Annotated in this window: 16 protein-coding genes, 1 tRNA gene and 1 other RNA gene; 10 read left to right on the top strand and 8 right to left on the bottom strand. The window is 50.5% G+C overall.

The window, feature by feature from the left end:
- The 6 genes from ACXJJW_RS01145 to ACXJJW_RS01120 form a co-directional block, all read right to left on the bottom strand.
- The coding region (locus ACXJJW_RS01145; RefSeq protein ID WP_456473879.1) for a YbjQ family protein at positions 1 to 267 on the bottom strand (267 nt) is incomplete at its 3' end.
- Positions 268 to 295: 28 nt separating this feature from the next.
- Positions 296 to 922, bottom strand: coding sequence for a YIP1 family protein (locus ACXJJW_RS01140; RefSeq protein WP_456473878.1), 627 nt, complete (start codon positions 920 to 922; stop codon positions 296 to 298).
- Positions 919 to 1,461: a stage II sporulation protein M gene (locus ACXJJW_RS01135; RefSeq protein ID WP_456473877.1), complete on the bottom strand. Its 543-nt coding sequence runs from the start codon at positions 1,459 to 1,461 to the stop codon at positions 919 to 921. The genes ACXJJW_RS01140 and ACXJJW_RS01135 overlap by 4 nt, the downstream gene beginning before the upstream one ends.
- Entirely contained in the window at positions 1,449 to 1,826 is a 378-nt protein-coding gene (locus ACXJJW_RS01130) for a hypothetical protein (protein WP_456473876.1), read from the bottom strand. The genes ACXJJW_RS01135 and ACXJJW_RS01130 overlap by 13 nt, the downstream gene beginning before the upstream one ends.
- Positions 1,827 to 1,882: 56 nt before the next feature.
- The gene (locus ACXJJW_RS01125) at positions 1,883 to 2,146 is read right to left on the bottom strand and encodes a hypothetical protein (protein WP_456473875.1); all 264 of its coding nucleotides are present in this window, start codon (positions 2,144 to 2,146) and stop codon (positions 1,883 to 1,885) included.
- Between the two features lie 6 nt (positions 2,147 to 2,152).
- Complete coding sequence (locus ACXJJW_RS01120) at positions 2,153 to 2,476, bottom strand: hypothetical protein (RefSeq protein WP_456473874.1); 324 nt, start codon at positions 2,474 to 2,476, stop codon at positions 2,153 to 2,155.
- 138 nt (positions 2,477 to 2,614) lie between these two features.
- Here ACXJJW_RS01120 and ACXJJW_RS01115 point away from each other — a divergent pair, with 138 nt between their 5' ends.
- The 9 genes from ACXJJW_RS01115 to ACXJJW_RS01075 all read left to right on the top strand — a co-directional run bounded on the left by ACXJJW_RS01115 (position 2,615) and on the right by ACXJJW_RS01075 (position 9,045).
- On the top strand, positions 2,615 to 3,289 hold the full coding sequence (locus tag ACXJJW_RS01115; RefSeq protein ID WP_456473873.1) for an ABC transporter ATP-binding protein: 675 nt from the start codon (positions 2,615 to 2,617) through the stop codon (positions 3,287 to 3,289).
- Positions 3,286 to 4,503 (top strand): COG1361 S-layer family protein, encoded by a 1,218-nt coding sequence (locus ACXJJW_RS01110; RefSeq protein ID WP_456473872.1) that lies wholly within the window; start codon positions 3,286 to 3,288, stop codon positions 4,501 to 4,503. The genes ACXJJW_RS01115 and ACXJJW_RS01110 overlap by 4 nt, the downstream gene beginning before the upstream one ends.
- Positions 4,504 to 4,506: 3 nt before the next feature.
- Positions 4,507 to 5,763: an ABC transporter permease gene (locus ACXJJW_RS01105; protein WP_456473871.1), complete on the top strand. Its 1,257-nt coding sequence runs from the start codon at positions 4,507 to 4,509 to the stop codon at positions 5,761 to 5,763.
- A gap of 40 nt (positions 5,764 to 5,803) precedes the next feature.
- Entirely contained in the window at positions 5,804 to 7,357 is a 1,554-nt protein-coding gene (sepS, locus tag ACXJJW_RS01100; RefSeq protein ID WP_456473870.1) for an O-phosphoserine--tRNA ligase, read from the top strand.
- A 134-nt stretch (positions 7,358 to 7,491) separates the two neighbouring features.
- Positions 7,492 to 7,810, top strand: an RNA gene (gene ffs, locus ACXJJW_RS01095) — signal recognition particle sRNA.
- Between the two features lie 104 nt (positions 7,811 to 7,914).
- Positions 7,915 to 8,304 (top strand): response regulator, encoded by a 390-nt coding sequence (locus tag ACXJJW_RS01090; RefSeq protein ID WP_456473869.1) that lies wholly within the window; start codon positions 7,915 to 7,917, stop codon positions 8,302 to 8,304.
- Positions 8,305 to 8,368: 64 nt separating this feature from the next.
- Positions 8,369 to 8,452, top strand: a tRNA-Ser gene (locus tag ACXJJW_RS01085).
- Between the two features lie 39 nt (positions 8,453 to 8,491).
- Positions 8,492 to 8,800, top strand: coding sequence for an AbrB/MazE/SpoVT family DNA-binding domain-containing protein (locus ACXJJW_RS01080; RefSeq protein WP_456473868.1), 309 nt, complete (start codon positions 8,492 to 8,494; stop codon positions 8,798 to 8,800).
- A complete protein-coding gene (locus tag ACXJJW_RS01075; RefSeq protein ID WP_456473867.1) occupies positions 8,797 to 9,045 on the top strand; it encodes a type II toxin-antitoxin system RelE family toxin in 249 nt (82 codons plus the stop codon). Before ACXJJW_RS01080 ends, ACXJJW_RS01075 begins: the two co-directional genes overlap by 4 nt.
- 56 nt (positions 9,046 to 9,101) lie before the next feature.
- On the opposite strand, the gene ACXJJW_RS01070 is transcribed toward ACXJJW_RS01075, so the two are convergent.
- Positions 9,102 to 9,512 (bottom strand): hypothetical protein, encoded by a 411-nt coding sequence (locus ACXJJW_RS01070; protein ID WP_456473866.1) that lies wholly within the window; start codon positions 9,510 to 9,512, stop codon positions 9,102 to 9,104.
- Between the two features lie 141 nt (positions 9,513 to 9,653).
- Positions 9,654 to 10,055, bottom strand: a complete 402-nt coding sequence (locus tag ACXJJW_RS01065; RefSeq protein WP_456473865.1) for a CBS domain-containing protein — start codon at positions 10,053 to 10,055, stop codon at positions 9,654 to 9,656.
- An 83-nt stretch (positions 10,056 to 10,138) separates the two neighbouring features.
- Here ACXJJW_RS01065 and iorA point away from each other — a divergent pair.
- Positions 10,139 to 11,900: indolepyruvate ferredoxin oxidoreductase subunit alpha (iorA, locus tag ACXJJW_RS01060; protein WP_456473864.1), on the top strand; the 1,762-nt coding region annotated here is incomplete at its 3' end.

Raw genomic sequence — 11,900 nt, 5'->3', positions numbered from 1 at the left:
CTGCACCACTGGCGAGGTTGCAAAACGCACATTTGTTACAGCATCTGCTCCCAGAGCTTCTGCCTCTTCTATCATCCTTTGCAATGCCTGTTCCCTTGCCTCAGTAAGCATTTCGCTGTACTCCTTGAGTTCGCCGCCAATGACGTTTCTCAGTCCCGCGAGGATGTCCTTGCCGAACCACTTGGCTCTGACCGTGTTCCCCTTTACTATTCCGAGAATTTCTTCTACTTCTTTTCCCGGGATTGTTTCTGTGGTTGTTGCCAGCATGTCTTACCTCACCTCCCTGCTTTTGCTTTTAAATTCCAATCCACCTCTTGATCCCTTCCGAAATTGCTGCATACAGCAGCACGGGTATAAATACAGATATCGCCGCTTTCTTTGTTGAGATTCCGTAAACTTCCCTTACGGCAATTACCGATAGGCACAGGCTCCAGAAGAGCATGAGTCTGCCAAATCCTCTTGAAGCTTTAAAAGCTGGAACGCTGAGAAAAGCCTGCTCCACTGCCGCTCTATTCCGCATAAGCTCGGGTGTTAGGTCAGGAGAAAACTCGGCAATTACCAACAGGGCAACTAATGAGGAGAAGACAAGCGGTACCTGAGCGTAGCCGACCAACTCTAAAAGCTTGCGGTAGTCGCCGCCACCGCCCATCAGCACCGCTGGAATGTGAAAGAAGGCTGTCATTATCGCCCACATCGCTATGCCCCCAAGGATGCCAAATAGCAGGCCTATCCCAGAGCCCACCATGAAGATAGAGTGAATTTCTCCAGGCAGGCTATCCATGAGCTTCCGCATTATTAGAAAACCGGAGATTCCTCCCAGGATGGATATAAAGGAAACAAGGGCAAGGGGCTTCTTCAGGCTGTATCTGTGATTTAGATTCTCGGATATGAAGCTTTTTGGCTTTACAATTATTCCAATCATGACAGAAGCCTCTCGGCGATTTTTAGTGTTATATTCGCCTCCACCCAGGCGGCTATGACTATGAGAACCACAGAAAGGGCTGAGAGAGTGAGGTATTCCTTTATGTCCTCTCTTGTGACAAATTCTCCACCGCGAAGGTAGCGGAGAAACACCTGGGAACCTTTCAAGCCAGCAGCTCCGGCAAGCCAAATTGAAGGAAATTCAAAAATTCCGTGTGGGAGAATTAAAAAACACAGAATATATAATGGAACAACAGCCGAATAAGTAATAATAATCGAACCTGTAGCGAATCCATTTAAAAATATGCCAAAAATTGTTAAAACAGAAAGTGTTAAAGAGCCCAATACCAATATTGCAGTTATTTCGAAATTATGAATTAAAATATTACTAAATATAGGCTCTATGTTATAATTTTTCTTTATAAATTTTAAATAATCTACAGAGACATTAGTAAAATAAGAAATTAACATTCCAAATATAAAAGCTAAATACCATATTACTATTGAGTTTATTATGTTATTTTTACCTAACTGAAACATGCTTTCCACCGTATAAACAATAAATATGCGCCTGCTGATAATAAAGCAGAAGATATAAATAGAATAGCTATTGTGAAATCTTGAAAATGTATAACCAGATAAGTAATAATTAAATAGGGAATGGCAAGCAAATTTATATTAATTATTAATTCTTTAACACCAATATTTTTGATTTTACTTATTCTGATAAGCTGGAAAGACAACAAACATCCATATACAGCACCCAAAATTACAGTAATGTACAGCATTTCCTTAATTGTTATAGAAGGATAGAATATTATTACACCTGCTAAGCCCAACGATAATAATGTAAATTCTATTGCAATTTCACGAAGCTCTTTAGAGGCCAGATATTCCTTCTTCATATTTAAACACCCACTCGACTCAATAATATAAAAATAAAAAATGGAAAAATATAATTTTACAGAGATATTCCTGTTGCTGCTAACACAGTAGTACCTGCAGAAAATCCTGCTGTGGCGAGTGCATAGGACCATATTGCTGACTGGTAAACACCGACAAGGCCGATAAGAGCTGTAGCTTCTGGACTAGCTCCGTTCTTACTAGCATAATATGAAAGACCCAAGTAGAAGTTACTGCTCTCCGCCACCACTGTACCCACGCTTGCACCGACCATCAGCAGCACCATGAGTCCGGCATAGGCAAGTTTCATCTTCCTATCCATCCACTCTCACCTCCTCTCCTCCGCTTCATTGCCTCCCGGCTCGCTTCCTTTCAATCCACCTCGCTTAGCGTCATTGGTGAGCGTGACAGCGATGAGGTGATGCTCCCTGCTCTTACTGCGGGAGCGCTTGTAACGTGTGAAGAGCCTTACCTCCCTGATTGAAAAGCCTCTTTTCTTCAGCTCCAGGGCGTACCTTATCGTTTTGTTGTTCGAGCTCAGGGAATCGCTTTCAAGCTTTAATACAGCAGGTTCAAAGTGGGAAAGCATTTTGTGCAACCTCCTCCTCGTCAGTGAAGGATTCACATCCAGCTTTAGATACTTCCTGCACATCCATAACTCCTCAACCTCTCATCTCGCTTTCTGTTCTTATTTATGAAACAATAGATAAAATTTTCTGTAAACGGCTTTATATATTGTTTCAAAATACGAAACAATGTTTTATATATCGTTTCAGCATTAATTACGGGCATGATAATGGCAGAAAAGCTAAGTAAGGTTTACCATATGGGCGAAACCCTGGTGCATGCCCTCAGGGGCATAGACATAGAGGTGGAAAAAGGGGAATTCGTCTCTATAGTAGGGGCGAGTGGGAGCGGAAAATCCACCCTGCTACACATCCTGGGCGGGCTTGACAAACCCACGGGTGGTAGGGTTTACATCAATGGTAATGAGATAACTGCGCTGGAAGAGGACGAGCTGGCAGAGCTCAGGTCTTCCAAGATAGGATTTATATTTCAGCTTCACAACCTCCTGCCAGAACTCACTGCCCTAGAAAATGTGGAGCTTCCTATGGTATTTGCGGGGATAAGCGCAGGGGAAAGGCGTAAAAGGGCAGAGAAACTCCTTCGTTCCGTTGGTCTCGGCGACAGGCTCGGGCATACGCCACTGCAGCTCTCCGGTGGACAACAGCAGCGTGTTGCCATAGCAAGGGCGCTGGCGAACAACCCGGAGATAATATTCGCCGATGAACCCACAGGCGAGCTTGACTCGAAGACAGGAGTTAAGGTTATGGGGACACTCTTAAAGCTCAGAGAGAGTCACGGAGCTACTCTGGTTATGGTCACCCACGATATGGAGATGGCCAAATTTGGAGACAGGATTATAAAAATAAAGGATGGAAGGATAGCGGGGGAGGTGGCATGAGGTTATATTATCTCGTAGTATTGGCAGTGATGCTCCTGGCCATTCCTTCCATCCACTCGGAAAGGGTGGGCATCGAGGTGGTGGGCGTTCAGTGGGGGGATAACAGGGGGATAGAAGCCTACCCCGGCGATGAGAACATCCCTCTCATAATAAAAATAAACAACCCCAGTTCCTACGACATGGGTACAATAAAGTTCACCCTCAAATTCTCAAAACCCCTCTACTTCGAGTACCTTGAAAACGGTGCTAGAGTGAGGAAGACAAGCTATGAGACTGTGCTCGCAGGGATAAAAGCCAATGCCACTGCCACTCTAAGATTCAATCTGAACATTGATGAGAGAGCTTCGCCGGGTATATACCGGGCTGAGCTCAAGGCGGTGTACGTGGATGATCCAATAAAAAGGGACATCTTTCCCATCTACGTCACCGTCTCCGGCATTTCAAAGCTTGTGATTGAGAACTTCACCACCGCCCCTCTCACTCCCCTGCCAGGAGACGTGCTCAACGCCGAGGTGAATATCAAAAACTCAGGAAGCAGGAAGCTGAGCGACATTGAAGCCAGGCTAACGCTTTCAATGCCATTTCTGCCTGAGGGGCTGGGATACTACCGCTACATATCCTCCTTAGCTCCCGGGAGAGAGACCAGGCTAAAATTCCAGATCAGGGTTGCAGGAGATGCCCAGCCCGGTAGCTATGCCATGCCAGTGGTGCTTGAATACAGGCAGGCAGGTGGACACCGGGTGAAGGAAAATTATACCCTGGGGATAAATGTAGCCACTCCTGCAAATTTTGAGATAACCAGTATATCCTTAAACCCTTCTTCAGGGTACACCGATGGCACACCTCAGGTGCCCTGCTGCAGAGATGTTGAGCTGGAATTCGATGTTATAAACATCGCAAGAGTGGATGCTGGCTTTGTCGAAGTCGAAATACCAGAAGGCGATGGGTATGTCGTCAACCCGAAAAGTACATATGTGGGAACCCTCAGCTCAGATGACTTCTCAACAGTAAGGTTCAGATTAAGATTTAAAGAAGGCTCAAGCGTGGCTAAAATTCCAGTAAACATCCGGTATACAGACGAGAGCAACAAAAGGGGAATCGTTAAAAAAGTAATTCTGCTCTCAGTTGGGAATAACCCCCAATCCAAGCCTGAAGGTGAACTCAATAACCCTGGTTTAATTTCCAGATTCCTCCGGTGGCTCCTGGGGATTTAGAGCATGTTTGCTGAAATGTGTACAATAGCAGTGAGAAACATAAAAAGACGGAAGGTCAGGAGTATTTTAACAATTCTGGGAATAGCCATGGGGATAGCTTCAATACTGCTTTTCGTGTCCATCGGTGAGGGAATCAAAAATTTCGTAATTGGCTCCTTCGGCGATGTGGGCAACGAGCTTGTGATTACGCCGGGCTTTGACAAAGCTACAGGAGAGCAGAAAAAACTCACTCTCGAGCATGTCAGGGAAATCGAGAGGATTAATGGCGTAACCGGTGCAGCACCGAGGCTTCAGGGCTTCTTTTTCATAAAATACAGGGGCAGGGTAGAACCCAGCGCTGTGATTGGTGTTGATCCCGCGAGGGAGAAAAAGCTCGGCGTTGATGTCAGGGAGGGGAGATTTCTCAAAAGCAGCGATAGGTATTCGGTGGTGCTCGGTTTCAGGAGACAGAACATTTCGGGAGTGGAGGAGAAGAGCGCAAACTATGCAAATAGGAATGTAAAAAAAGAAAATATTATTCAGATTGGCTTAAGAAGGCAGGTTGTTATTAAATCTATGGAAGATGAAAAGGAGTACAGAGTTAAGGTGGTTGGTATTCTGAAAGAGGGTGCCCTTGCAGGTGATGTATTCTCTGGTGGAGACAACGCGGTAGTTGTGCCCAGGGAAACGCTACGAAGGATTATGAACTCCAAGGAAGGAGTGTCTAAGATAGTAGTGAAGATAGAAAATCCTGCCGAATCTGAGAGAATCTCCAAGGAGATTGAAGAAATTACCGGAGGGAATGTTATAAGTTTGAAGAAGATAGTCAGATCCATAGGTAGCTTCTTCAAGACTGTGCAGGCGCTGTTCTTTGCCATAGGTTCAATAGCTTTAATTGTAGCAGGCTTTGGCATAATGAACACAATGCTCATGAGCGTGCTTGAGAGAACGAGGGAGATAGGAGTGCTGAAGTCGATTGGGGCAAAGAGGAAACACGTACTGGAGATATTCCTTGTGGAGGCAGGAGTTCTGGGTTTTATCGGTGGCGCAGCTGGCACCATCGCGGGTGTGGCGGTTGCTAAGGTGGGGAACCTTATTGTAAGTGTTGCTCTGATGAGGGCCTTTCAGGTCTCTTCGGAAATCCCGCAGCTCATATCTACACCACCATGGTTAGTTATTTTTTCGATTGTTTTTTCTGTCATTATGAGCATTGTTTTTGGGCTTTATCCGGCGCTGAAGGCGTCCTCTTTGAATCCGGTTGAGGCTCTCCGCCATCTATGAGTCCAGAAACCTTTATATCGCTTAGCCGAGAGTATCCCTCATGCGCCTCTGGAACAGCAAGAAGATTGCAAAGCTCGCGAAGAAGAATTTTGAAAGGGCGTGGGAGGAGACCGCAGAGCTCATACCCTCGCAGGGGCTGGGTGCCAGCTACGAGGGCGTTTCGCAGGGCAAACCCCACCTCCTCTTCGATACCATTCAAAAGCTTCGCGAAGCCTACCTCGGCCTGGGGTTTGAGGAGGTGGTCAACCCCATATTCATCGAGGACAAGGAGGTAAAGCGCCAGTTTGGACCTGAGGCACTTGCTGTGCTCGACCGCTGCTTTTACCTCGCAGGCTTGCCACGTCCTGACGTTGGCTTGAGCGATGAGAAGCTGGCGATGCTCCGCTCACTTGGCGTGGAGGTGAAGGATAGAGAAATGCTCCAGAGCCTGCTCCACGGCTACAAGAAGGGCGAGTTCGGCGGGGATGACCTTATATACCGCCTTGCAGAGGCGCTTGATATAGATGACGCCCTCGCCACGAAGGTGCTGGAGGAGGTTTTCCCTGAGTTCAGGGAGCTCAAACCAGAGGCGACGACGCTCACACTGCGCAGCCACATGACCAGCGGGTGGTTCTTAACCCTTGCGGCGCTCTACGGCAGGCGAAGGCTGCCATTGAAGCTTTTCTCCATAGATAGGTGCTTCCGCAGGGAGCAGCAGGAGGACAGCACACACCTGAGGAGCCACTTTTCTGCAAGCTGCATTGTTATGGGCGAGAGGGTTAGCGTCGACGACGGCAAGGCTGTTGCCAGGGCTCTGCTCTTGCGCTTCGGCTTTACGCAGTTTGAGTTCCGCCCGGATGAGAAGCGCTCCAAGTACTACACACCTGGCACGCAGACCGAGGTGTATGCCTTTCACCCGAAGGTTGGCTGGGTTGAGGTGGCCACCTTCGGCATCTACTCGCCGGTGGCGCTCTCGCGGTACAAGATAGAGGTTCCTGTGATGAACCTCGGCATGGGCGTGGAGCGTCTCGCTATGGTGCTCTCTGGCAGCGAAGATGTGCGGGAGCTGGTGTATCCCCAGTTCTACGCGGAGTGGCGGCTGAGTGATGCTGAACTTGCGGAGATGCTCTACCTGAAGCGCACGCCAGAAAGCGAGGAGGGAAGGAGGCTTGCGGAGGCGGTCGCTGCGACAGCGCGGAAGAAGGCAACCTCGCCATCGCCCTGCGAATTTGTTGCCTACGAGGGCAAGATTCTTGGCAGGCGAGCTAGGGTGAAGCTGGTGGAACGAGAGCCAAATGCAAAGCTTCTCGGCCCGGCGGCGCTGAACAAAGTGGTCGTAGTCGAGGGAAACATACTCGGCGTACCCCCTGGAGAGGAAAAAGGTGTGGAGAGGATAACCTACCTTGAGGCGATTGCTCTCCTTGCGGCAGCCAGGATAGAAGAGGCGGCTAAAGCAGGGAAGTCCTCTGCCAGGGTGCGCGTGGGGATGGCAAAGAGCCTGGGCGATATAAACCTGACCCTGGACGAGGTCGCCAGGCGCTACATCACAGCTAGGGAGAAGCGCATCGAGGTGGGCGGGCCTGTGTTCATAACCATAGAGGCGAGCCTTGAGTGACGAAGGGGTGCGGCGCCCCTCATCAGGTGAGGAAGGGGTAATAGGGGTTGCCCGGAGCTATGTTCCGGGTGACGAAGTGGGTGCGGCGCCCCTATGGTTCCTATCTTTTGACTCGTTAAGCTTTTTAAAATACTCTGCGGGCTAGGCCGGGGGGTTCGGCGTCCCCTGTAGCCTGAAACCGTCGATATGCAGGGGCCGAAGCTCCGGGGGCGGAGCGCTTGACCCCGCGTTTCAGCCCGCGGCACGGTGATGAAGCGTCGTCCCGTAGGACCGGTGGTCCCCCAGCGTGTCTCGGAGGGGATGCGCAAAGGGGGTCTGCCCGCTGAACCCCGTCAGGCTCGGAAGAGAGCAGCGGTAGGCGGGACATGCGGTGCTTACGGGGGTGCGGCTCTGAGCCTGTGCCGCGGTCAACTGGCGCGGGGAAGAGGTTCCCACCCCGGTGCGCGCCCGCTTTTTGTTATATCTGCATATTATGCCACATCTAAAACTATTCCAACGCAATTTAATTTTAATTCAAAAAAAGGTTTATATTGAATGAAAATTATAAAAAAAGTTATATGGCGAGGATTTTAGTGGTTGACGACGACGAGGAGATAGCCTACCTGGTGTCGATTATACTTGGCCGTGAGGGGCATGGGGTGGAGGTTGCTCTTAACGGGGACGAATGTATTGAAAAACTGAACTCCTTTTCTCCTGACCTTATCCTTATGGACTACTTCATGCCCGGCAATGATGGGGTGAGGGTCTCAAGGTTGATAAAAATGGATGAGAGGTTCAGAAATATTCCTATAATCCTCTTTACAATCATGAGTCCTGCAGAGGGGCTGTATGAGGCAGTTGAAGAGGCAGGGGCGGTGGATTACATTCAGAAGCCCTTCAATATTCAAAAAATGGTGGAGAAGATCAATCGGGCACTGTCGGCCGCTGCTCCAATGCCCGCGGATTAGCGCCGCTTCTTCTCCATAGCAGGATAATAATAGTTAAACTCGATATGTTTTTGGATATGCATGAGTCGGGGTAGCCAAGCCTGGTATGGCGTCAGCCTGCTAAGCTGATGAGCGTAAGCTCTCCGGGGTTCAAATCCCCGCCCCGACGTCCCAGTAATTGCTGACTTTTGACACAATAATTTTTTCAATGGTAAGAATTACTTACCTCATGATGACCGAGAGAAAAATTAAAATTCCTGAGATTGCAAGGCTTAGTAGTAAAGGGCAGGTGGTAATACCCAAGGTTATAAGGGATGCTCTGAAACTTGAGCCCGGCATGCCTCTGGCTGTGGACATGAGCAGAGGGATGATAATAATGAAGCCCATAAGAGGTCCCATAGAGGATGAGGACTTCAGAGTCCTTGAGGAGATAAGCAAAGCCTGGGATGAAATTGAAAGAGGCGAATATCGCCGTGCCAAGGTGGAGGACTTTCTCAGGGAGATAAAGAAGTGGTGATAAAAGAGGTCATCTGGACCAGGAGATTTGAAACTTCTTTTAAAAAAATTAAAGACAAGAAGACAAAAGAGAAGACTATCAAGCAGATAGAGAGGATAATCGCAGATCCGAGTGTGGGTAAGCCTTTAAGATACGGTTTGAAGGGGGAGCGGTCGGTGAGAATCACGCCCTACCGGCTTATCTATAAGGTGGAGGGAGATAGACTGTACCTCCTCAGGTTCTTCCACAGGGGGAAAGGATATTAGTTATGCAGAATTAGTTTACTGGTAAATTTTAAGCCATTCCCGCCCCGACGCTCAGCTTATTCTGCATACTCTCCCAGCCGCCTCAGTTCTGACAGCATCTTACCCCGGTAGCCCCTGCTCTCAAGCTTCCCTGCCACACCAGCGGCTATCTCCCCGGTAAGGCGGAGCTGCGTCTCGACCCACTCTTCACTTTCTGTTACATTTATCCCGGCCTTTGTGAGCTCATTGTGGTTCTCCTTCAGGAATCGCCTGAATTCCAGGAGGTGGTCTTCCATTGCAAGCAGAGCCTCAGTAATCTCTGTAGCGTATTCCACGTAGCCCACTTCACCCGCCGCGTACTTTTCATTAATACGTCCGATTTCCTCCATGTCGCCGTATACCTTGGCCACGTGCTCGCCATGTTGCAACTCGTAGAGTGTCCCATCTTCTGTTGTACACGCAGACGTAAGCACAAGTGCAAGCAGCAAAACAAAACGTAAAAGTTTTATGCTTCCAGTGGTAATTTCTATCATGTTCCTTACGACAAACTTTCTGGTATTCCTCATTGCAACCCTGGTCACCTTCGCCTTCTTCCTGATAGTGATGTGGTGGCTCTTCAGGAGGAAGAGCTAGGTGAAGCTGTAGCTGCGCGGGTCTTCGCCTATCCTCTCAGCCCTCACAAGGTCGGTGGTGGTTATAATCCCCTCCAGATCCTCCTCACTTCCCACCAGAAGACGCTTTATCGCATGAGCCGCCATCTTCTTCGCCGCCTCCTTTAAGCTTGCATCGCGGGAGATGAACTTCAAATCCCTGCTCATCACCTCCTGCACCTTGTGATGGAGGGACCGCTCCTCTGCGACGATTTTATATGCCAGGTCGCGCTCTGTGATTATGCCTATCGCCCTGCCTCCTTCCATTACCACCAGGGAGCCTATTTTGAACTTTCGCATAAGGCGTGCGGCCTCTGCAAGCGTTGCCTCTGGCGAGATCGTCTTCACATGCCGGGTCATCGCCTCGCCTACAGTTACCATACTTTTTTCTTTGCCCTCCTATTATTTTAAACTTCCTTTCTGTTGTTGGTCTCCATGGTAACTTTACTTTGCGAGGCTGAGCGATGGCGAAGCTGAATATAGCTGTGAATGAGCCGGGCAGGCGTGAGTTCCTCCTGGGCAACCTTGCCATAGCGAGGGGCGCGCTGGAGGGCGGGGTGAGGGTGGTCGCGGCCTATCCTGGTACGCCGTCGAGTGAGATCCTTGATGCCATCGCCAGCGTCGCTCCGGGGCTGGGGATACACGCAGAGTGGAGCACCAATGAGAAGGTTGCCCTCGAGGTAGCGATTGGCGCAAGCTACGCCGGGGTGCGCGCTATGGCGGTGATGAAGCATGTGGGTGTGAATGTCGCTCTGGATGCCCTCGCCACGCTCGCCTATACGGGCACCAATGCTGCTCTGGTGCTGGTGAGTGCCGACGACCCCGGAATGCATTCTTCGCAGAATGAGCAGGACAACCGTCTCCTGGCGAGGTTTGCAAAGATACCCTGCCTTGAGCCCTACGATGCGCAGTCTGCGAAGGATTACACCAGGCTGGGGTTCGAGATATCCGAAAAATTCCAGACGCCTGTGATGCTGCGCACGACAACGCGGGTAAGCCACGCGAAGGGCGATGTTGCGCTGGGAGAGCTTCCTGATTATAAAGGGCAGGAGCCCCGCTTTGTGAAAAATCCAGGGCGCTATGTTTGCGTACCCGCGCACTCGCGGGCGCTTCACCCTGTGCTAAACAAAAAGCTCACCCTGCTGAAGCGCTATGCCAGTGAGAGTGAGCTGAACCGCATGAGCATAGCCGGGGAGAAGGGGATAATAGTCTCTGGTGTTGCGCGCAACTATGTGCTCGAGGCCATCGAAACCCTGGGCGTGGAGGTATCCCTTCTTGAGCTGGGATTCACCCACCCCCTGCCAGAGGAGCTGGTGAAGAGGTTCCTGAGCAGCCTCAGCGAGGTGCTCGTGGTTGAGGAGCTTGAACCCTTCCTTGAGGAGCAGCTCAGGGCGATGGAAAGCGGTGTTAAGGTGAGGGGCAAGGACTTGCTGCCACGCGAAGGTGAGTTTACACCGGAGATTGTGGAGGAGGCAATTGCGCGCTTTCTGGACGTAAGCTATGATCCCCCGCCTGAGCGCAGAGCAGAGCTTGAGCTGCCTCCCCGCCCGCCGGTGCTCTGTCCCGGCTGCAGCCATAGGGCACTCTTCTATGCCCTTAAGAAGGTTACAAAGCGCAAGATATATACCGGCGATATAGGCTGCTATACCCTGGGCGCACTTAAGCCGCTAAAGGCTATGGACACCTGCCTGTGCATGGGCGCAGGCATCAGTCAGGCGCAGGGTTTTTACCATGCCGGCGTGGGCGAGGATGTGGTGGCGATAATAGGCGACTCCACCTTTCTCCATGCAGGCTTGCCGGCGCTGCTCAACGCCGCCTATAACAAAGCCGATATCCTGGTGATAATCCTGGACAACCGCACCACTGCCATGACGGGGCACCAGCCCCATCCGGGCGTTGGAGTCACAGCTACGGGTAGTGAAACCAGGGCGGTTGATTTCCTCGCCCTGGTAAAAGCTCTGGGTGCAGAGTACGTGGTAAGGGTAAAGCCCAATGATTTTGAGGCGACGCTGCGCACGCTGGAAGAGGCGCTATCGAGGCGAGGCGTGCGCGTGGTAGTCGCAGAAGAGCCCTGCGCCCTCATGGGCAGGAAGATGGGGCTGTGGAGGACCCCACCCAGGGTTGTCTCAGAGCGCTGCGAGGGTTACCTCTGCAGAGACTGTCGCCCCTGTTTGAGAATAGGCTGCCCCGCAGTGGGCTGGTACAGGGGCAGGGCTGAGGTCATCG

This window comes from Candidatus Pyrohabitans sp. (assembly GCF_054014795.1).
Note: the sequence above shows the minus strand (reverse complement) of the source record. Positions and strands in the feature narration are given on the sequence as shown.

What these genes read in the sequence shown, in the direction of transcription:
- ACXJJW_RS01140 (WP_456473878.1), bottom strand. Translation starts at nt 922, where the DNA reads ATGATTGGAATAATTGTAAAGCCAAAAAGCTTCATATCCGAGAATCTA.
- ACXJJW_RS01135 (WP_456473877.1), bottom strand. Translation starts at nt 1,461, where the DNA reads ATGTTTCAGTTAGGTAAAAATAACATAATAAACTCAATAGTAATATGG.
- ACXJJW_RS01130 (WP_456473876.1), bottom strand. Translation starts at nt 1,826, where the DNA reads ATGAAGAAGGAATATCTGGCCTCTAAAGAGCTTCGTGAAATTGCAATA.
- ACXJJW_RS01125 (WP_456473875.1), bottom strand. Translation starts at nt 2,146, where the DNA reads ATGGATAGGAAGATGAAACTTGCCTATGCCGGACTCATGGTGCTGCTG.
- ACXJJW_RS01120 (WP_456473874.1), bottom strand. Translation starts at nt 2,476, where the DNA reads ATGTGCAGGAAGTATCTAAAGCTGGATGTGAATCCTTCACTGACGAGG.
- ACXJJW_RS01115 (WP_456473873.1), top strand. Translation starts at nt 2,615, where the DNA reads ATGATAATGGCAGAAAAGCTAAGTAAGGTTTACCATATGGGCGAAACC.
- ACXJJW_RS01110 (WP_456473872.1), top strand. Translation starts at nt 3,286, where the DNA reads ATGAGGTTATATTATCTCGTAGTATTGGCAGTGATGCTCCTGGCCATT.
- ACXJJW_RS01105 (WP_456473871.1), top strand. Translation starts at nt 4,507, where the DNA reads ATGTTTGCTGAAATGTGTACAATAGCAGTGAGAAACATAAAAAGACGG.
- sepS (WP_456473870.1), top strand. Translation starts at nt 5,804, where the DNA reads ATGCGCCTCTGGAACAGCAAGAAGATTGCAAAGCTCGCGAAGAAGAAT.
- ACXJJW_RS01090 (WP_456473869.1), top strand. Translation starts at nt 7,915, where the DNA reads ATGGCGAGGATTTTAGTGGTTGACGACGACGAGGAGATAGCCTACCTG.
- ACXJJW_RS01080 (WP_456473868.1), top strand. Translation starts at nt 8,492, where the DNA reads ATGGTAAGAATTACTTACCTCATGATGACCGAGAGAAAAATTAAAATT.
- ACXJJW_RS01065 (WP_456473865.1), bottom strand. Translation starts at nt 10,055, where the DNA reads ATGGTAACTGTAGGCGAGGCGATGACCCGGCATGTGAAGACGATCTCG.